Source organism: Clostridium simiarum, from assembly GCF_018919175.1.
GTDB lineage: Bacteria > Bacillota > Clostridia > Clostridiales > Clostridiaceae > Clostridium_L > Clostridium_L simiarum.
The window spans coordinates 232,306-252,784 of sequence record NZ_JAHLQL010000002.1 but is presented as its reverse complement, the minus strand read 5'-3'; the positions used below and the strand labels follow the sequence as shown (position 1 = coordinate 252,784).

At 29.2% G+C, this 20,479-nt stretch carries 19 protein-coding genes; 7 read left to right on the top strand and 12 right to left on the bottom strand.

All coding sequences use genetic code 11. From position 1 onward, the window contains the following. Positions 1–12: 12 nt before the first annotated feature. Both KQI89_RS09165 and KQI89_RS09160 read right to left on the bottom strand, forming a co-directional pair. Complete coding sequence (locus KQI89_RS09165) at positions 13–1,734, bottom strand: ABC transporter ATP-binding protein (protein ID WP_032120562.1); 1,722 nt, start codon at positions 1,732–1,734, stop codon at positions 13–15. Between the two features lie 271 nt (positions 1,735–2,005). Then, complete coding sequence (locus tag KQI89_RS09160; RefSeq protein ID WP_216456851.1) at positions 2,006–2,791, bottom strand: sugar phosphate isomerase/epimerase family protein; 786 nt, start codon at positions 2,789–2,791, stop codon at positions 2,006–2,008. A gap of 273 nt (positions 2,792–3,064) precedes the next feature. On the opposite strand from KQI89_RS09160, the gene KQI89_RS09155 reads away from it, so the two are divergent. Continuing rightward, positions 3,065–3,391, top strand: coding sequence for a hypothetical protein (locus KQI89_RS09155; protein WP_032120560.1), 327 nt, complete (start codon positions 3,065–3,067; stop codon positions 3,389–3,391). An 82-nt stretch (positions 3,392–3,473) separates the two neighbouring features. Here KQI89_RS09155 and KQI89_RS09150 read toward each other — a convergent pair whose 3' ends face one another. Continuing rightward, positions 3,474–5,987: a WG repeat-containing protein gene (locus KQI89_RS09150; RefSeq protein ID WP_216456850.1), complete on the bottom strand. Its 2,514-nt coding sequence runs from the start codon at positions 5,985–5,987 to the stop codon at positions 3,474–3,476. Between the two features lie 38 nt (positions 5,988–6,025). Further along, positions 6,026–6,520, bottom strand: a complete 495-nt coding sequence (locus tag KQI89_RS09145; protein WP_216456849.1) for a GNAT family N-acetyltransferase — start codon at positions 6,518–6,520, stop codon at positions 6,026–6,028. 485 nt (positions 6,521–7,005) lie between these two features. Here KQI89_RS09145 and pyrB point away from each other — a divergent pair, with 485 nt between their 5' ends. From pyrB to pyrE, 6 genes are read left to right on the top strand one after another with little or no spacing between them, the layout of a single operon-like run. Beyond that, the gene (pyrB, locus tag KQI89_RS09140) at positions 7,006–7,929 is read left to right on the top strand and encodes an aspartate carbamoyltransferase (protein WP_216456848.1); all 924 of its coding nucleotides are present in this window, start codon (positions 7,006–7,008) and stop codon (positions 7,927–7,929) included. A 13-nt stretch (positions 7,930–7,942) separates the two neighbouring features. Then, on the top strand, positions 7,943–8,374 hold the full coding sequence (locus KQI89_RS09135; RefSeq protein ID WP_032120555.1) for an aspartate carbamoyltransferase regulatory subunit: 432 nt from the start codon (positions 7,943–7,945) through the stop codon (positions 8,372–8,374). 33 nt (positions 8,375–8,407) lie between these two features. Next, positions 8,408–9,277 carry an orotidine-5'-phosphate decarboxylase gene (gene pyrF / locus KQI89_RS09130; protein WP_216456847.1) on the top strand — a complete coding sequence of 290 codons (870 nt, stop codon included), beginning with the start codon at positions 8,408–8,410 and terminating at the stop codon, positions 9,275–9,277. A gap of 10 nt (positions 9,278–9,287) precedes the next feature. Further along, positions 9,288–10,028 carry a dihydroorotate dehydrogenase electron transfer subunit gene (locus KQI89_RS09125; protein ID WP_216456846.1) on the top strand — a complete coding sequence of 247 codons (741 nt, stop codon included), beginning with the start codon at positions 9,288–9,290 and terminating at the stop codon, positions 10,026–10,028. A gap of 19 nt (positions 10,029–10,047) precedes the next feature. Then, entirely contained in the window at positions 10,048–10,950 is a 903-nt protein-coding gene (locus KQI89_RS09120; protein ID WP_216456845.1) for a dihydroorotate dehydrogenase, read from the top strand. Positions 10,951–10,978: 28 nt separating this feature from the next. Continuing rightward, positions 10,979–11,539, top strand: a complete 561-nt coding sequence (pyrE, locus tag KQI89_RS09115) for an orotate phosphoribosyltransferase (RefSeq protein ID WP_216456844.1) — start codon at positions 10,979–10,981, stop codon at positions 11,537–11,539. Positions 11,540–11,682: 143 nt separating this feature from the next. Here the strand turns inward: pyrE and KQI89_RS09110 are convergent, their stop codons facing one another. The 8 genes from KQI89_RS09110 to KQI89_RS09075 all read right to left on the bottom strand — a co-directional run bounded on the left by KQI89_RS09110 (position 11,683) and on the right by KQI89_RS09075 (position 20,457). Further along, positions 11,683–12,927, bottom strand: a complete 1,245-nt coding sequence (locus KQI89_RS09110) for a sensor histidine kinase (protein ID WP_216456843.1) — start codon at positions 12,925–12,927, stop codon at positions 11,683–11,685. Then, a complete protein-coding gene (locus KQI89_RS09105) occupies positions 12,924–13,622 on the bottom strand; it encodes a response regulator transcription factor (protein ID WP_216456842.1) in 699 nt (232 codons plus the stop codon). Before KQI89_RS09105 ends, KQI89_RS09110 begins: the two co-directional genes overlap by 4 nt. A gap of 430 nt (positions 13,623–14,052) precedes the next feature. Continuing rightward, positions 14,053–16,605: an ABC transporter permease gene (locus tag KQI89_RS09100; RefSeq protein WP_216456841.1), complete on the bottom strand. Its 2,553-nt coding sequence runs from the start codon at positions 16,603–16,605 to the stop codon at positions 14,053–14,055. Continuing rightward, positions 16,592–17,284 (bottom strand): ABC transporter ATP-binding protein, encoded by a 693-nt coding sequence (locus KQI89_RS09095; RefSeq protein ID WP_216456840.1) that lies wholly within the window; start codon positions 17,282–17,284, stop codon positions 16,592–16,594. The genes KQI89_RS09100 and KQI89_RS09095 overlap by 14 nt, the downstream gene beginning before the upstream one ends. 158 nt (positions 17,285–17,442) lie before the next feature. After that, positions 17,443–18,168, bottom strand: a complete 726-nt coding sequence (locus tag KQI89_RS09090; protein ID WP_216456839.1) for an ABC transporter permease — start codon at positions 18,166–18,168, stop codon at positions 17,443–17,445. Next, positions 18,161–18,859, bottom strand: coding sequence for an ATP-binding cassette domain-containing protein (locus KQI89_RS09085; RefSeq protein WP_216456838.1), 699 nt, complete (start codon positions 18,857–18,859; stop codon positions 18,161–18,163). Before KQI89_RS09085 ends, KQI89_RS09090 begins: the two co-directional genes overlap by 8 nt. 221 nt (positions 18,860–19,080) lie before the next feature. After that, on the bottom strand, positions 19,081–19,830 hold the full coding sequence (locus KQI89_RS09080; protein WP_216456837.1) for a hypothetical protein: 750 nt from the start codon (positions 19,828–19,830) through the stop codon (positions 19,081–19,083). 36 nt (positions 19,831–19,866) lie between these two features. Further along, positions 19,867–20,457, bottom strand: a complete 591-nt coding sequence (locus KQI89_RS09075) for a hypothetical protein (protein ID WP_216456836.1) — start codon at positions 20,455–20,457, stop codon at positions 19,867–19,869. Positions 20,458–20,479 lie beyond the last annotated feature (22 nt).

Genomic DNA, 20,479 nt, shown 5'->3' with positions numbered 1-20,479 from the left:
ACATATTAAGTATTAAGAAACATCATCATTAACAAATTGAGCCTTATATAATTCACTATATATTCCATTTAATCTTAATAGTTCATGATGACTGCCGCTTTCTTCTACTCCATTATCTGTTAATACTAATATTTCATCAGCATTTTTTATGGTAGAAAGCCTATGTGCCACCACTATAGTTGTTCTTCCTTTGCAAAGCTCTTCTAAGGATTTTTGTATCATATACTCTGTGGTATTATCTAAAGCTGAAGTAGCTTCATCTAATATAAGTATTGGTGGATTTTTAAGGAATACTCTTGCTATAGATATTCTTTGTTTCTGTCCACCAGATAGTTTAACGCCTCTTTCCCCTATAAAGGTATCATAACCTTCAGGTAGTGACATTATAAAATCATGTATATTAGCTCTTTTAGCTGCAGTTACCACTTCCATTTCAGTGGCTTCTTGATTTCCATAAAGTATATTATCCTTCACGGTTCCTGTAAATAAGAATACCTCTTGTTGTACAATACCTATACTACTCCTTAAGTCCTCTAGACTTACGTCATATATACTCTTGTCATCTATTAAAATATCACCAGAAGTCACATCATAAAACCTTGGTATCAAATTACATAAAGTTGTCTTTCCACCTCCAGATGGACCAACTAAAGCAAGGGTCTTCCCTGCCTCTATTTCTATGTTTAAACCATTAAGAATAAACTTATCCTCATATTTAAAAAATACATTTTTAAATTCTATTTTTCCATTAATCTTATTAAATTCTATAGGATCCTCTTTATCCTTTTCAGTTTCCGCACTTAATATTTCCATAAATCTCTTAAATCCAGTCATACCATTTTGATATTGCTCTACGAAATTTATAAGTTTCTTTATAGGTTGAGTAAACATCTTAACATATAGTATATATGCCATAAAGTCTCCTATGTTTATCTTATCTTTATAGGTAAAGTATCCTCCTACTATAAGAGCCACATAATCTAATATATCTGTACAAAAGCCAAGTCCTGAAAAGTATTCTGCCATTGCTTTGTAAGCTCTTTGTCTTGCTTCCTTAAAGTTTCTATTACCTTCTTGGAACTTTTTAAGTTCATGTGGATGACTTACAAAAGCCTTTGAAACTTTTATACCTGATATACTATTTTGTAAAGTAGAATTTATTTCTCCTGTTTTAACTCTAGTTTCCATAAAAGCTTTTTCCATCTTATTCTTTTTAACCCAGGCAAATATAAATATAATAGGTACAAAGGCAAAAACTATTAAAGTCAAAGGTTTATTTATAGTAAATAGTATTATGAAAGATCCCACCATCATAACTAAAGATATAAATAAGTCCTCTGGACCATGATGAGCAAGCTCAGATACATCCATTAAGTCATTAACCATCCTAGACATAATGTCCCCTGTCTTATTATTATCAAAATAATCGCAAGGTAGCTTTTGTAGATGCTTAAACAAGTCTCTTCTCATATCAGCCTGCATTCTTACCCCTACAACATGACCCCAATATTGCATAAAATATGCACAAGCCATTTTAATTAAATATATAGCTAAAAGAGTCCCAGCAAAAACTAATATCATTCTTAAATTTTTATTAGGAATACTATTGTTAACTAACTCTCTAGTCATCATTGGATAAAATAAATCACATACTACAGCAACAATAGCAAATAACATATCTAAAAAGAAAAGTTTTTTATAGGGCTTATAATAGCTTATAAACTTTTTAATCATTAAAACACCTCCCCAATTTTAAAAATACACTTTATGATACTTGTCTTATCATTGTAAATTAAATTGATGATAAAATCAATTTACTATAAGTTCAGTTAACTTTATTCCTAGTTATTTAACTCTTCCTTAAAACATTCTTCAACATCATTTACAGTTTTTACATCAAATTTATTAATAATCTCTTTCAATTGATATACCTTGTACACATAAGATATATCTTTAAATAATAATTATACACTTAGTCTAGCGTAAAATTTTAGTTATTTATTGTTTAATAAAATTTTTCTTTAAATCTTTTTACTGACTCTTCTAAGGCTTTAGCTGTTTTAACTTCAATAACTATGGTTCCGTTGTTCTTTTTCATGAACTCTAATCGACTTTCTAAATCTATATCTCCATCAAACAAAATCTGGTGATCTAAATGTCCATTATAATCATGCATATGCATATGTATTACCTTACTTTCAAAATTTGAATATAATTTTTTAGCTTTATATTTTGAATGTGCATCATGTCCAATATCCCAAGTGAAATAAACATCATCTATTTTTGATAACCTAATCATTGCTTCTCCTAAAAAATTAGGAAGTACAGTATTCTCTACACAAAGCTTTATTCCATATTCTTTTCCTATATAACTAAGCTTTCTAAAAGAGTCTTCTAAGTTTGATATAAATTTTTCTTTATAAATGTCATAAACATATTGCTTTTCTTCTGGTAATGTAAAGTAAACTCCTTGGCTTAAATGCACATTTATCTTGCTTATATTAAGCTTTGAAGCCCACTGACAGTAGTCCTTAAATAAAGTTATATTTGCCTCTCTAACTGGCTCATAAAAAGCTCCAAAGTCAATTTCTTCTGGAAAATGCATTGTAAGATCCACATTATATTTTTCTCTTAACAAGTTTATTTTTAATAAATCACTGTTTTGAGGCAAACAATAAGGTAAGTTCATATTTAATTCTATGAAATCTAATCCTAATTCTTTGCATAATACAAAGTTCTCTTCTATTTCTTTAAATTCTATTAATGTTGGCATGCCTAATTTACAACTCATATCTCTCATCCTCCTATGTATTATATTTTACACCCAAATTAACATATATGCTCTTCTCATTTATCTACTAGGATAAACTAACCTTATTTTACATTATTAATCTTTAATTTTATATAATTATTTCTTAAATAATATATTTACATTTTTCACATAATATATTAAGATTAAATTTGTCTATTTTACATACTCATTTGTTAAAATCACTCTTATTTGAATCTGTACTAAAAGATTTTAGTAAGATTCCATAATATGAGATTAGAAAAGGAGTTTATAATGAAAGCATTTCAAGATCTTATTACAGAAACTTTACAAGTTGAAGACTTAGAAGAATTAGAGGCAGCCGCAGATTTATTTCAGTTTGGTATCGAAAAAGGTTATTATAATAAAAGACAGTCAGATGAGTTTAACCTTACCTATTGGAAAATTAAGCATAAATTTTTAGCCAATGACTTAGCTGAGAACATAAAAATAAATAAATTAGATCTTATTAATATAATTGCCAATGCACCAACTGATATAAAAGATGATAAAAGCGAGTTAGTTAAATACGTAAATGGCCGTATAAAAGCTCTAAAAGGCAAAATAAGTGGCTTAAAGTAATTAATTTTTATATTATTAAACTAAAATCAAAAATCATCTAGGATTTTTTATCTTAGATGATTTTTGATTTATCTATTTCCATTTAATTAAAAGATCTCCAAAAGTCACCTTCTATATTAATTATATTCATTATATCCTTATATGGTATTTTAAAGGTTGGAAAGCCTGCAGCATAAGGTGCAATTTCATAAGGATAAAAGTAAATATATAGTATATTTTCAGATACATAAAAAGGTTGATCTTCTTTTATACCCTTGTAAGCATCTGGGAATACATAAGAGTATTCTGGATTATTCTTTATTTGCTCTCCTATTATATCACTTAAAACTTTTACGTAATTACTATCTTTTTTAAATAAATCTTTTAATTCATAAAACCTACCTGTAACTAGATCTATATGTGGATATATTTTACTTGGCATACCATGAGCTGCTCCAAAAGGATAATTATAACCTATAAGCTCTAGTACTAATAAATTTTTCTTGAAAAATTCTATTTCAAAATCACCTAGATAACTATAATCAAGTTGAATATTTTCTTCTATTGGTTTTACATTAGATAAAATCTTAAGCTGATCATTAACCTTTTTCTCTAAAAGATTATCCTTCATCCCATGAACTTCAGGATAATATACTAAGTAATCTTTATTAGGTCTATATCTTTTTTCTACTACTTTATACTGGTCATTTAAAGGAATAACGGAGTTTTGTTTCCATATCAGGTTTCCTTGCTTATCAAAATAAGAAGTTCTATAGTCTACAAAAGCCTTTACTACTAAATTTTCTAAGGTTAAGGTTCCACTGCCCTCTACTATAGGTAGATTTTCAGCTCTCTTCCCCTCCTTATCTATAAAAAAGGTCTTATTACGATCATAAACAGATGCAAATCCTTCTTTGTAGTTTGAAACCCCATAATAAATAAAGTCCGTTAGTATTTTACCATCTATATCTGAAATAGCATATTTAGATCCTATAAAAGGTGATTTCTCATCTATAGCAATTCCAACAGATACTCTATCCTCTCCTAACAAGTTTATATCATTATAAAGAGGATTTATTATATAATTCCCCTTTTTATCTATAAGACCATACTTATTACTAATATCCTCGGAAATATTTACTACAGCCCTTCCAGAACTAAATCCTTGAGCTGATGCAAATTGAGGTTTTATAACTACATTACCCTTTTCATCTATAAAACCATATTTGCTTTCTGGATTTTCTCTAAAGGCTAAAAGTCCATCACTTAAACTACCTACAAAATCGTAATTATATCTATTTAATATATCTCCATTTAGATTTATTAGAGCATATTGCCTGTCACCAATTTTAACTGTTGCCTTTCCTTCAATGAAGTCATTTACATACTCATATTTTGCAGGTATAACTTCTCTTCCTTCTCTATCCAGATATCCATAAAGATATTTATTATTAGCATCTACAGTACTATACTGTGCCCTTCCCTCCTTAAAATTTCCTATATAATTGTATACTTTATCTATTATCTCTCTTCCATCTTCATTAATTATCGTAAAACCTTTATCATCAATAACTATGGCCCTACCTTCTGAAAATTCATTTATATAGTTATATTTAGGCTTTACTATATAATTGCCCTTATCATCTATAATTCCATAAAGATTATTTACTTGTACAATAGCAAGTCCATTTTCTTGAAAGTCTAAAGCTAAATTATAGAAAGGTTTAATTATAAATTCTCCTTTTTCATTTATATATCCCCATTTAACCCCACTTAAAGTGCTTAAAGGAGCTGGGTATAAATTTATATTCCTATACCTTATATTTGATAGTATATAATTTCTTAGTTTTATTAATTCCTCTCTAGAAGGATAAGCCTCTGGAAGTAATAAAGCCTTGTCTATAGATTTTAGTGCTTCCTTGTACATACCTGCCTTTCCCTCTGCATCTGCTAGATAGTACCAATACATTACGAAATCTGGATGTTCTTTTGTTTTTACTCTGTAAAAATCAGCTACCTTTTTGAAGTAATAAGGATACACATCCTTAGCTGGAACTAATTTGCATAAATTCCACCTGTATATCTCTACTTTATAAGCCTCTCCTGTGTCATGTACCCATAAAGCTATTTCACTTTTACCATTTGTACAACTTGTACAACTTGAGCTAGGCATCTGTTCCACTTCAATTTTACTGTAATATATTCCATCATCTATTACCTTTTTAAAACCATGAGGTGTCCATTTTAAAATATCTAGTTCAGACCATATAGCACCTTGTTGCCACCCTATAATTAAATCATTTATATTGCTATTTACTATAGGGGCTGCTTTTAAGTATGAAACATTATAGCCCTCTCCTTTTATATTTGCTATTACATACCAACAGTTGTAACATCTAGCTAACACCATTACATAAATTTCTCCATGCCACTTATAAGCTACAATTATTTCTTTAATGCCATCTCCGTTTAGATCATCCATCATTATTAAAGGTCTTTTATAATTATCTTGTGACACTATAATTTCAGACTCTAGTGGCAGGTACATTTTAATAAAGTTTAATAAACCTACTTCATACAAAATAATACACCTTTCATATAATACTTTTAAAAGCATTATATGAAAGATGTATAAGGTAAGTTACTAATAAATAATTAAACTATTTTTTCATAACAAAAAAATTCCCCATCTCTTTTCTGAAAATGGAATATACCCATATATTTATAACCACATTTCTCAAACAGTTTTTGTGTCTTTAGATTTGAGAACTTTGTATCTGTCTTTAAATAATTCACACCATTTTCTATAGCTAAATCTTCAGCAAGCTTCATAAATTTATATGCATTTCCTCGTCCTCTGTATTTAGTACTAATAGCTAATCTATGTATTACATAAGCCTTTTTATCTTCTGACCAATTTATAGTTTTATACTCTATAGGCTCTTCCTTATTAATACATACAAAACCTGCTACTTCTCCTTCTTCTTCAATTACATATAATTCATTACTTTTTATATCCTTTTCAAAATCCTCCCTTAAAGGATAATCATCATCCCACTGATAATTATTATTACTATGCATATCTATAATTGTATCTTTAACAATATCCATAATTTCATTTATATCTAAAATAGTAGCTATCCTAATCATTTTATCCTCCTTAGATAATATATTCTATTTATTCTTTCATAATCCTTATAATAGATTTCCTCACATTTTTCAAGAAGAAACTTTTTCTTTAAATAGATTCTATAATTTCTTATTCTTTAAGCATTTTATTGTATCAAATAAGATTTTTTATTTATATAACTTAATACCCATTTATGTAAAATTAGTTTTATTTCCCTATTATACTAAATGTGGTATTATTTTTTTAATTGTACATTAAAAAATCACTTTAAATTACATTGACATAACTTTATCCCTATGATAAAGTATTTTTTAGAAGTACCTTTAAGTTTGGTTCTGTGAAACCTAGAAGGAAGTTATAGATATTTAGTATTATTTTGACTTAGTATAACTATGCCTTCCTTAAAGGGAAGGCATTTTTTAATATTTAAAATTAAAAGTAAATAGCAAAGCTGTTTATATACCCTTTAAATTTAGCCCTGCGAGGTTAACAAGGAGATGGTAATGTGTTAAAAGGTAGAAGTCTAATAGACCCAATGGATTTTACAATCTATGAACTTGATGAAATTTTTAATTTAGCTGATCAAATCATTGCAAATCCACAAGAATTTTCACATCTTTGTGATGGCAAAATTTTAGCCACCTTATTTTATGAACCAAGTACTAGAACAAGATTCAGCTTCGAGGCTGCCATGCTTAGATTAGGTGGTCAAGTACTAGGTTTTTCCGAGCCTAATTCCAGTTCTACAGCAAAAGGAGAAAGTATAAAAGATACTATAAGAACCATAGCCTGTTATGCTGATATTGCGGCAATGAGGCACCCTAAAGAGGGAGCTCCTAAAATTGCTGCCTTAAGTACGGATATGCCAGTTATAAACGCTGGAGATGGTGGACATCAACATCCAACACAAACTCTTACAGACTTACTAACCATAAGATCTGTTAAGGGTAGCCTATCAAATCTAACCATAGGAGCCTGCGGAGATTTAAAATTCGGAAGAACTGTACATTCACTAATAAAAGCCATGTCTAGATATGAAAATGTCAAATTTGTACTCATATCACCCAAGGAATTAAAAACCCCAGATTATATAAAAAAAGAAGTGCTAAAAAAGAATAATATAGAATTTGTTGAAGTTGAAAAAATGGAGGATGTTATAGGATCTCTAGATATTCTATACATGACAAGAGTTCAAAAAGAAAGATTCTTCAATGAAGATGAATATATAAGATTAAAAGATAGCTATATATTAAATGAAGATAAGATATCCCTTGCCAAAGAAGATATGATGATTCTTCATCCACTACCTAGAGTAAATGAAATCTCTTATGAGGTTGACGATGATCCAAGAGCCTATTATTTTAAACAAGCAAAGTACGGCATGTATGCAAGAATGGCTCTTATTGCAAAACTTTTAGGTGTCATATAAGGAGGAATAATATATGGTTACAATAAATAGCATAAAAAAAGGAATAGTTATAGATCACATCAGCGCAGGTTTTGGTATAAAAATATTTAACTATCTATCATTAGATAAGGCCAATTTCGCTGTAGCTTTAATTATGAATGCTCCAAGTGTTAAGATGGGTAAAAAGGATATTATAAAAATTGAAAATGAATTAGATATAGATTACACCGTACTTGGATTATTAGATCCTTCAATAACCATAGATATAATTGAAAATGAAACTATAACAAGAAAATTAAAGCTTGAACTACCAAACAAAGTAGAAAATATAATAGAATGTAAAAACCCAAGATGCGTAACTTCAGTAGAAAAGTATATACCTCATATATTCCATCTTGTAGATAAAGAAAAAGGTGAGTATAGGTGTGAATACTGTGATGAGATTTCAAAGTTTTCAGGTATATAAATTAAGATAAATACTTTGAATAAGGAGATTTAAATGATAGTTGATAAATTATATAAAAAAGTTGAGGAGAATGGAGTAGTCTGTGTAGGATTGGACACCTCCTTAGATTATATTCCTAATGATTTTCTTCAAAAGTTTAATTCCATAGAAGATGCTTTATTTAATTTTAATAAGAAAATTATAGATACCACTTATGATGTATCAGCTTGCTTCAAGATTCAAATAGCCTATTATGAATCCTATGGCATACAAGGTCTTAAAGCATATAAAAAGTCTCTTGATTATATAAAAAGCATAGGTGCCCTGGCTATAGCAGATATAAAAAGGGGTGATATAGCCCAAACTGCAAAAATGTATGCAAAGGCACATTTTACAGGAGATTTTGAAAGTGATTTTATAACCCTTAACCCTTATATGGGTATGGACACTCTAGATCCCTATCTACCTTATATAGAAAAAAATGAAAAAGGGATTTTTGTTCTAGTGAGAACCTCAAATCCTGGTTCAGAAGATATTCAATACATTGAAGGGAAAGACGGTAGACGAGTTTACAAAGGTGTAGGTGAAAAGTTAAGTAACATAGCTCTTAATTATAAAGGTGATTGCGGTTACAGCTCAATAGGAGCAGTAATTGGGTGTACCCACATAGATGAAGGCATTGAACTTCGATGTGAGTTGTCTAAAATCTTCTTTCTTATACCTGGATATGGTGCTCAAGGAGGAAAAGCAGAAGATGTTGCTCTTTACTTAAAAGATGGCAATGGTGGTGTTGTGAATTCTTCAAGAGCCATACTGCTTGCCTATAAAAAATTCCAACATGAAGAAGATAAATTTCACATACATGCAAGGAATGAAGTTTTAAGAATGAGAGATGAAATATCAAAAGCTTGCAAGAGAGGATAGTGAAATGTGAATGAAGCCTGAATATAATAAAGTTAAAGTAATTGAAAATGTAAATATAGTAAGTAACATTTATAAAATGTCTATAGTAAATACTAGCTCCAAGTCAATGAAGCCTGGCCAGTTTTATATGCTAAAATCCTGGTACAACGCCCCCTTACTTCCAAGACCTATAAGCGTAAGTTCATTTAATAAAGATGAAATAACTTTTTTATATGCTGTATGTGGGCAAGGCACTGAGCTTTTAAGTAAATTAGAACCTCTAGAAGAAATAGAGGTTACAGGTCCCCTTGGAAATGGTTTTGATATAGAAAAAATAAATGGGAAAGTAGCAATAGTTTCAGGTGGCATAGGCATAGCCCCCATGGTTCAACTAGTGAAAGATCTAAAAGACTGCACTATAGACCTTTATGCAGGTTTTAGAAATGATATCTATGCTGTAGATGAAATGAAAGACTATTTAAATGAAATATATATATCCACGGAAGATGGTAGTTTGGGTCATAAAGGATATATTACAGATTTATTAGATGTAGATAAATATTCTGCAGTACTTTGCTGTGGCCCAGAAGTAATGATGAAAAAAGTAGTAAGCCTTTGCAAAGAAAAAAACATTCCTGCATATATTTCCATGGAAAAACGAATGGCTTGTGGGGTAGGAGCTTGTTTAGTATGTACCTGTAAAACAAAAGATGGTAACAAAAGAACTTGTAAAGATGGCCCCGTATTCTATGGAGATGATTTAATTCTTTAAGAGAAAGGATTGTAGCTACATGATGAAGGTAAACATAAATGGAGTAGGGTTTAAAAACCCTGTAGTAGCGGCCTCCGGCACCTTTGGTTTTGGTAGAGAATACTCAGACTTTTATGATTTATCAACCCTAGGAGGAATATGTACTAAAGGACTTACTCTTAACCAAAGAGAAGGAAATGATGGCATAAGAGTTTATGAAACTCCTTCCGGAATGTTAAATAGTGTAGGTCTTCAAAACCCAGGAGTAGATGGATTTATACAAAATGAGTTACCCTCAATGGAAAAATTAAATACTGTAATAATTGCTAATCTTGGTGGAGCAACTATTGAAGAATATGTACAAGGAGTAGAGAAACTTAACCATACCTCTGTAGATATGATTGAACTAAACATATCTTGTCCCAATGTAAAATCTGGTGGTATGGCCTTTGGTGTTAAGTCCAAAGTAGCCTATGAAGTGGTATCTGAGGTAAGAAAGGTTTGTAAAAAGCCTCTTATGGTAAAACTGTCACCTAATGCAGAAGACATTGTAAACATGGCATATTCTTGTTGCGAAGCCGGCGCGGATAGCATCTCTCTTATTAACACTTTAAAAGCCATGGCTATAGATATATATAAAAAAAAGCCAGTGTTTAATAATACCTTTGCAGGACTTTCAGGACCTTCTATAAAACCCATAGCACTCAGAATGGTTTATGAAGTGTCTAGAGCTATAAATATACCTGTAGTTGGACTTGGTGGAATAACCAGTGGACAGGATGCCTTAGAATTCATAATGGCTGGAGCTTCTCTAGTGCAGGTAGGAACTGCAAATTTTATAAGACCTGATATTTGTACCCACATAATAAAAGACATTGAAAATTTTATGAGTTCTGAAGGAATAAAAGATATAAATGAAATAATTGGAATAGCCTTAAGATAATAATTCATTGATAAATGGAGGTTTTAAAATGGTTATAGATATTTTAAAAGAATCAGGTGCACTACTTGAAGGACACTTTTTACTCTCCTCTGGAAGACACAGTAATAAATACTGCCAGTGTGCAAAGCTTTTGCAATATCCAGATAAAGCAGCAGAAGTATTAAAAATAGTTGCAAATAAACTTAAAGATATTGAGGTTGATATAATAGTAGGTCCTGCTATGGGAGGAATAGTAGTAGCTTACGAGCTTGGAAGACAGTTAGAAAAAAAAGCTATATTTAGTGAAAGAGAAAATGGAGTTATGACCTTAAGACGAGGTTTTGAAATAAGGCCTTCTGAAAAAGTACTAATTGCCGAGGATGTAGTTACCACAGGGAAATCTTCTATGGAAACTGCCCAGCTTATTAAATCCCTTGGTGGAGAGGTCGTAGGTATTGCCTCTATAGTAGATAGAAGTTCAGGTGATATAGTTTTACCTATTTACTCAGCTATAAAGCTTAATATTGAAAGCTATGAACAAAGTAACTGTCCTATGTGTAAGGATGGAATAGGCTACATAAAACCAGGTAGCAGGGATATAAAAAAATAAATTTTTATTTAAAGAAAAACCCGCTTGAAATTCAGGTGGGTTTTCAAATAATTATAATACTTTTTAGTCATTACCTTCTTTTAAAAATTATTGTATTCTACATATAACTACTCTAATTCCTATTAAAGTCATACCCTTTAAATTTAGATTATAGTCTTTAGAAAAATCATGGTAAATTTAGCTCCTTTATCTACTTCACTTTCCACCCTTATGCTTCCATTTTGACGCTCTATAATATACTTGCTTAAGTATAAACCTATACCAAGACTTGTTGGGTTAATAGAATTCTCTCCCTTATAAAATCTTTCGAAAATTTTTCCTAGTAATTCCTCAGGAATTCCTACTCCATTATCCCTTATAATTATAGATACAGATAGTGGCGTTTCTTCTGTTTCTATTGCTATAGTTCCACCTTCTTCAGTATGTTCTATAGCATTCTTTATAATATTTGAAAGAGCTTCTGCTGTCCATTCCACATCATGATTAAAATAAATTTCATGAGAGTTTTTTAATATTATATTCTGATTCTTTTCCTCAGATTTTTGTACCAATCCCGATAGTGCTTTATATATAGTTAAATTAAGAGGATTTTCGGATATCTTAAAGTTTATTACTCCTGCTTCTAATCTTCCTATTTTTAAAAGATTTATAATAAGCCATTGCATCCTCTTTAGCTGTTCTTCACTTAAAATTAAGAAATTTTTTCTGTCCTCTTTTGATATATCCTCTTCTTTCATAAGATCATTAAACATAATAAGAGAGAATAAAGGTGTTTTTAACTGATGAGATATATCAGAAATTATATTTTTAAAAAATATCTTTTCTTTTTTTAACTTATCCATGGATTCCTTAAGCCTATTAGCCATTAAATTAAACTGATGAGCAAATAAATAAATCTCTCCCTCCTTATTGTACTCATTAAAGTTAATAAACTGTCCCTCTATTACCTTTTCTGCTGCTATAGTAAACTTTTCAATTTGTTTATAAAAGCCTGTAAATCCATTAGCCGCCATAATAAAATTTATGGATACAAATATTAAAATCATAAAGATAACCTTTGTAAGAAATTTAATATAAAAACTATTTATACTTGGATTTTTATATATAGCTAAGTTTTCATCATAGGAATATTTACTAAGAACTTCCCGTCCTAAATTATAATTATCTCTATGCTTTAAGCTAAGTGAAGTCATCACTTCTTCTTCTAATTCAGGGTTTTTAGCTAATATATTACCTACTATTAAAGTATTTTGCTCTATGTATTTTTTATTTAAACTATTCATCTCTATATTAAAAATAACAATAATTAAGGCTATTATTGCTATTGAAAGCATACTTAATTTTAATAGCATATACTTAATTTCAGGATTTTTAAAATATCTTATCAACTCCTCTCCCCCTTAACTTCCTCAGTCCATCTATATCCTATACCTCTCACGGTTTCTATATATTTAGGATTTTTAAAATCTTCCTCTATTTTTTCTCTTAATCTTTTGACATACACATTTAAAGTATTAGAGTCTACAAAATTCCCCTCTATATCCCAAAGCTTTTCTAAAAGTACATTTCTCGAAAGCACATTTCCCTTGTTTTCTATAAGTATTAAAAGTAACTTGTATTCCGCTGCTGTTAATATTATTTCCTCTGAGCCCTTTGTCACCTTAGCTTTAAGTGGTTCTATAGCAATTTTTCCGGATACTATTATCTTTTCAATAAAATTTTTATTATGTCTTCTTAGAACAGCATTTATTCTAGATAAAAGTTCCTTTACTCTAATTGGTTTTACTATATAATCATCTCCACCTAGATCTAACCCTAAAACTACATTAGCTTCTTCATCACAGGCAGTCATAAATATTACCGGAACACTACTATTTTCCCTTACTTCCCTGCAAATATCATATCCACTTCCATCTGGAAGCATTAAATCCAAAAGTAAAAGATCAAAACTATCTTCTTTTAAGTTAGTTCTAGCCTCATTTAAATTCTTTGCTTTTTTAACATTAAACCCTTCTTTTTTTAAAGCATATTCCAACCCTATAGACAAGGTTATATCATCTTCTAATAATAATATCTTCTTCAAAATTACCCTCCTAAAATCATAATTATCTTATATGAAATTACAATTACTTAATAAACTAAATTTCTACAAAATTTAATAAAACCCTTTATGCTGTGAATATCTTATGCTACTATCATCCTAAAAACCAACTTTTCTCTACAAAAGGTATCTTAAACACATCAAATAATTCTTAGAGTCCCATGGAGTTTACTTTTGAAAAATACTCTTTTCATACTAGGTTATTAATATAAATTTTTTAAGCAGGTATCCTAAATCTATGATTTGGTAATAGTCGATTAAGCAGAGAACCAAGAGCTATATCTTGTGTGAATCGCTTACTCTTTGAGTAGCAACTGTTATCAGTGGTAGCCATGGACAAAATTAATAGTCATATTCATAAAATGAATTACAAATAAGCTAATTCTAGTAAAAAGAATTAGCTTATTTGTAGTTATTCTTGAGCCCTTATGTTTTCTACTATATTCATGTTTTTCAACTTTCTTAGAGGTATCATTGAAGCTATCAAAGTAATTAGTATAATAGCTATAGCTCCAGCGAGGAATACATCTATTGGTAACTTAGTGTTAATTTCTACAAAGGCTGAGGAACTCTTTAATAAAAGCTTATATAATCCATAAGAAATCACTGTACCAAAAATACTAGTTATTATACCATAGAGTATCCCTTCTAAAGCTACCATCTTTTCTAATTGTGATTTTGTCATACCTATGGCACTTAATGTAGCGAACTCGTTTTTTCTAAGGAGAAGCCCTGTTGTTATTGTATTTATTATATTTACTAATGCTATGGTTGTAACTATAATTATAAACCCATATATAAACACATAGATTTGTTTTGAAGCACCTTCTGTCTTTTCTTTTAAAGAGTATACATCAACATATTCTACACCATATTCTTCTGAAAGATTTTCAAGATATTCATAAATATTATCTCTAGATGCCCTGTCTTTGAATCTCAATCCTAGGTTTTTTATTGGGTAATCTCCAAAGGATTTTTTAAAATAATCCCTGCTAAATATAAGATTTATACTATTATGGCTAAGTTTTTTATTAAAGGGGTCTCTGTCTGCTATGGCAACTATAGTGGCTTCTATAAAATTATTTTTCTCAATAGCTTCCCTATTTTCTTTTTCAAAATCAATACTATCACCTTCAGAATTTTCTTCCCCTTGAAAGGTATGCTCTACCTTTGGTATTCTTATCTTATCTCCTACTTTATACTTTGTAATATTTTCAATAACTTTTTGTCCAGTTTCCTTATTCTGATTAATCACTATATTTCTATCTATTAATACTACTCCCCCGTTATTTAAATCTTTTTCATCTATCTTACCTTCAATTATATGTTTTTTTATCTCTTCTAAAGATATACTATCATAAGAACCATAGGACACTTTTTTTAAAGCTACATAGTTTTTACCATCTATATTATAAGTTTCTGGTTTAGGTGCTCCAGTATTCTTATAATATTCCTCCCTTAAGTAAGAATCCTCTATATATAAATCTCCTTTTTTTGTAATAGGGGATACTATTTCTTTTATTTCATCCTTTTCTTCTATATTTTTAATCATATCTTTATTTAAAGCCTCATAGCTTTCTATAGTGGCCTCCACAGGCATGTCTATAAAAAATTGATTTCCCACATCCTTAGACAATCTAGCTAAGGATGTAAATACTACAAACATCACAAGGGACACAGTTAATGAAAATACAGTAATTAAAAATCTTTTATTGTTTCTTCTTATATTTTTATAGGCTACTGCTCCTTCTATTCCAAATAAAAGTCTTGTAAATCTAGGATTTCTTCTTTTAAATCTTTCTTTTTTCAGCTTTGCTGAATTCCTTACAGCTTCTATAGGAGCAATTTTTGAAGCGGTTATGGCAGGGCCCATAACAGATAATATTACAGTTAAAACAGATAAAACAATAGATATAACTATAACCTGTGGATAAAACCCTACCTTTGAAAAATTAAATATAAAGAACTCAGATTTATTCATTAACTTTATAGTAGTGTAAATACCTAAATATCCTGCAATTATCCCTATAGGTATTGCAATAATGCACATAATAAAGCCTTCCTTGAAAACTAATCTCCTTATTTTAGAAGGTGTAGCTCCTATGCATCTTAAGATTCCAAATTGATTTATCCTCTCTGCCACAGAAATATTAAATGAATTATATATAACTGCTACAGTGCAAATTACTATTATAGACAAAATCACTGCCAACATCTTATACATAGAGTCATTAAATAGTTGATTTTTATCTTGAAGCATTAATCTAAGTAATCCATCGTTAAATCGTATATCTTCTTCACTCAAACCAATACTATTACCAACTTTTTTTCCTACTCCACGTTTATCTTTCTTTTCTTTAAGATTTGCATACACACTATAATTTTCATCCTTATCTATATAAGACTCATTTATAAAAGTTATAGCTATATAGTTTTTTGTAGGAGCATCTTCATTATCATCATAGTATCCTACTATTTTATATCTACTTTCCCTATTCTCTAATTTTAAATTTATATAATCTCCTAGATTTTTATCTAAACGCTTTGAAGATTTTTTTCCTATTATTATTTCATCTTGATTTTTAGGTTCTTCTCCATCTACTAATTTGCCGTTAAATGTATTATAAAAGGCTTTACTGTTATAATAAGATAAATAAATTTTATACTCTTCATCAAAACCTTTTATATTAAATATATCAGTACTGTCTTTTGAAATTCCAAAGTCTAATATCTCAAAATTACTACTTAGAGTCTTTAATTTTTCCCCTTTTACCTTTGAATATATAACTTCAAAGTTTCCTGTGTTTTTTCTTTCCTCTTCTATAAGCCCATCATTTAAACTATAAAAAAATGTTCCTATACCTGAAAATAGAGATACTGCTAAGATTATACCTATTATGGTTAATATAGTTCTTTTTTTATTTCCCTTTAAATATCTCAAGGTTATTTCATTATAGCTTTTCACTAACTATCACCTCATCACTTTTTATCTCGCCATCCTCTATAGTTATTATCCTATTAGCCATCTTTGCTATGTTTAAATCATGGGTTATTAAAACTAAAGTTTGATTATACTTTTTGGCTGAATATCTTAAAAGTTCAATTATCTCCTTAGAGTTCTTAGAATCTAAGTTTCCAGTAGGTTCATCTGCAAGTACTATGGAAGGCTTATTAGAAAGTGCTCTTCCTATAGATACCCTTTGCTGCTGTCCCCCGGACAATTCTGATGGAAGATGATTTCTTCTTTCTTTTATATCCAATATATCTAAAAGCTCCTCACTATATCTTTTATCTGGCTTCCTTCCATCTAAAAGAACTGGTATCTCTAAATTCTCTTCAGCAGTAAGCACTGGAATCAAATTATAGAATTGAAATACAAAACCTATTTTTCTTCTTCTAAGTATAGCAAGTTCCTTTTCTTTTAAAGAGTACATATCAACTCCATCTAGTATTATCTTTCCTCTGGTAGGTTCATCTACTCCTCCAAGTAAGTGAAGTAATGTACTCTTTCCAGAGCCTGAAGGACCTACTATAGCTATAAATTCTCCTTGATTTATAGTAAAATTAATGTTTTTTAATGCATCTACCTTTGTCTCTCCCTTTCCATAGCTTTTACATATATCTATAACCTTTACTAGTTCCATACCATGCCCTCTTTTCTTATCATATTATATTGCTCTAAGAGCTATCCTACATATTAAATGATAAATCTTTATTATTACAATTCTATAAATATTATTATTACAGATTTGTAATAATAAAAAAATCTCCCCAGTAGTTCACTGAGAAGAATTATTTAATGTTAATATATATCCGTCTTTAAGTAATATCCTAAGCATAATATAATTGCAAACAAAAAAGTACAAGCTGCTAGAAGTATATTATTACTGGTTATATTGATCTCACCTGTTTTAACAGCAGTAGCTAAAGGTATAAATGGAAGCATAAATGGAGAGTACTTTTGTAGGTTTTCAAAGCTTAATAAAAGCACATTGCTTCCAGCTATAACACTTGCCAATATAGCGCATAGGGGTGTACTTTTACTAATACTAGATATTAAGACCCAAATTGGTACCAATATAGTTTGAAATATTATAGAGTATAAATTCATTTTTAGGTGAAGCAAGAGGATCTCTGAAGTTACACTTTCTTTTAATAGTAGAATTCCTCCTCCAAACACAAATAGAAAGTTTAATGTATATATTAAAAGAATAATAAATACTATGGCTAAACACTTACCTATAAAAATTTTAATCCTACTAATAGGGTAAGTGTATAATATAGATACTGTTTTTTCAGTATATTCTCTACAAATTATATGTCCAGTTGCTATAAAAAATAATATTATACCTAAGAAAGAAAAAAGTATCATTTCTGTATTTAAAATATATGCATTCCACCCTAAAACTGAATCATTAATTCTAGTTAAAAAGTATGTTAAATTAAGTCCAAAAATTAAAAAAATCATAAGCCAAATTAAAAATGATTTTTTTAACTTTAAAATCTCGCAATAAAATACATTAAGCACTAGCCTTTCCTCCAGTCAAATTTTTCTTTTGTATTTCATCATAAGAAATCTCTTCTAATAAATTTCCCTTACGCATAATCCCAACCTTATTTACCATCTCCTCTACTTCACTTAATGAATTGCTTGATATTAAAAATGTAATTTCTCTCTTTGAGTTTAATTCTAAGATTATCTCTCTAATTTCTTTTATACCTACAGGATCCAAACCATTAGTTGGTTCATCTAAAATTATAAACTCTGGTTTATGTAAAAGAACTCTTGCAATACCTAATCTTTGCTTCATTCCCAATGAAAACTTCCTTACAGGTTTTCTTCCTACATCTTCAAGTCCCACCATTTTCAGAGTTTCTTTTATGGAGCTCTTATCCTTTATCCCCATAAGTTTTTTGTGGATTTTTAAATTTTCTTCAGCAGATAAATTTCCATAAGAACCTGGATATTCAATTATAGCTCCTATTCTTTTGAAATTTTCAACCTGTTTATTTCTATTTATATCTCCTAATAAATTAATCTGCCCTCTTGTAGGTTTTACAAGTCCTGTAATCATTTTAATAGTTGTAGTTTTTCCTGCGCCATCTTTACCAATAAATCCATAGATATCGCCTTTTTCTATGGACATGTTAAGTTTATTTACTACATTAGTATTTTTATATGATTTTGTTAAGTTATAGGTTTTTAAAACACTACTCATCATTCACCCTGCCCCTTTTAAAATTAAATTATCACTCTACTAAAAAAAGACTATGCTCCTAATATAATAGATCATAGTCCTTAAAATATAATGATTTAATTCTTAAGAATTTATTAAATACTTAGGCAACCTAAAGAAAATATGATTTTATTATTTAAAATACTCTCTATAGTTGTTTTTCCTTATTGAAACTCTACTAACTTTTTTAGAAATAGTAAGTACTAATTTACTTTCCCATAAACTTTTTCAGCTTCTCCTCTACACATCTCAATAAATTTAGCCCTATCTGTATTATAAAAGCCTTGAATATTTGCATCAATACCACTTAAAACTTTATATGTAGTTGCAAATTTATTACTAAGTTCTTTACCATTCTTTTTACTGAGAACTTCAATTCCTAATACATCGTCTTCAAAATATAGAACAAGGTAATTTAACTTCCTCTTTCTAAAGGCTAAGAGCACAAGTGATTCAGCAATCTTTTTAGGTTTAAATTCCACTAATAGTAACTTGCTTGCATCATAAACACTAAAATTCAAACCTGTTAGCTTTCCATTAATAATATATGAATCCGTAGCAGTAAGGTTTAATCTTTTATCCTCAAACAATACTTTATCTTTGTATTCCTTAGTAATCTTACTATCCAAAGCATCAAAATCATTGATGTCATTTAAATTAAATCTTTTCTTTAAAGTTATATATATAGGATGTGTTTCAAAAGCACTTGAATATTTTTTACTTTTACCTTGGGAAATTATTGCAAAAATCATAACAGGTACAATAAATATTGCACTAAGTATAGTGGGTCTAATAAAAAACTCTGGATCTTGCATATAGTTAATAACTAATGAACCGCCTAAAAGTAGTATACATATTATAATCATGTACTTATATACCTTTGTACCTCTATTACTACTTTTCTCAATATTTTCTCTAATAATACCATCTCTTAAGTTTACGTCATTTGACATCCTTATCTTCCCCTAATCTAACTTTATTTAGTTTTATCAAATTTTAACTTTATCATTATCTTCCATATCTAATCTCATTTTATTGCCCATTTTTTCAATTATGTGCTTGCAATTCTCAATTTTACTATATTTAACCTTATATACTTCTCTTCTAGTAAAATGTATGTAAAAACAAAAACCAATTAAATTAAAAATTAAAAGTGTAATATCAGTTATTTCCAAACCAGCAATAATTAAAGTATCATAATAAAACAATATAGCAATATAACTATAAATAGGTACTGCTGATAAGGTTTCATAATAACTAACCTGACTTTCAATTGAAAACATAAGTGCATCTGCAAAGTAATAAAAAACATAAGGTAATAAAAAATTTAAAAATGCAATTAGTATTATAATAGTAAAATTTTCTTTGCCTGTAGCAAACTTTGAGTATACAACAGAAGCAACAAATGGGAAAACCCCCCATCCTATAAAGAAATAGCTATCTAAATATCTAACCCCTGTAAACATACTTACCACTTCTTGAACTACTAAAATTCCAATAGTTGCTAATAGTGAAAGTAGCAACCCTTTAAATGATATGATATTATTTTTAACCTCATAATCCTCTGTACTTATATCCATTAAATTCACCCTTTCTTCTACA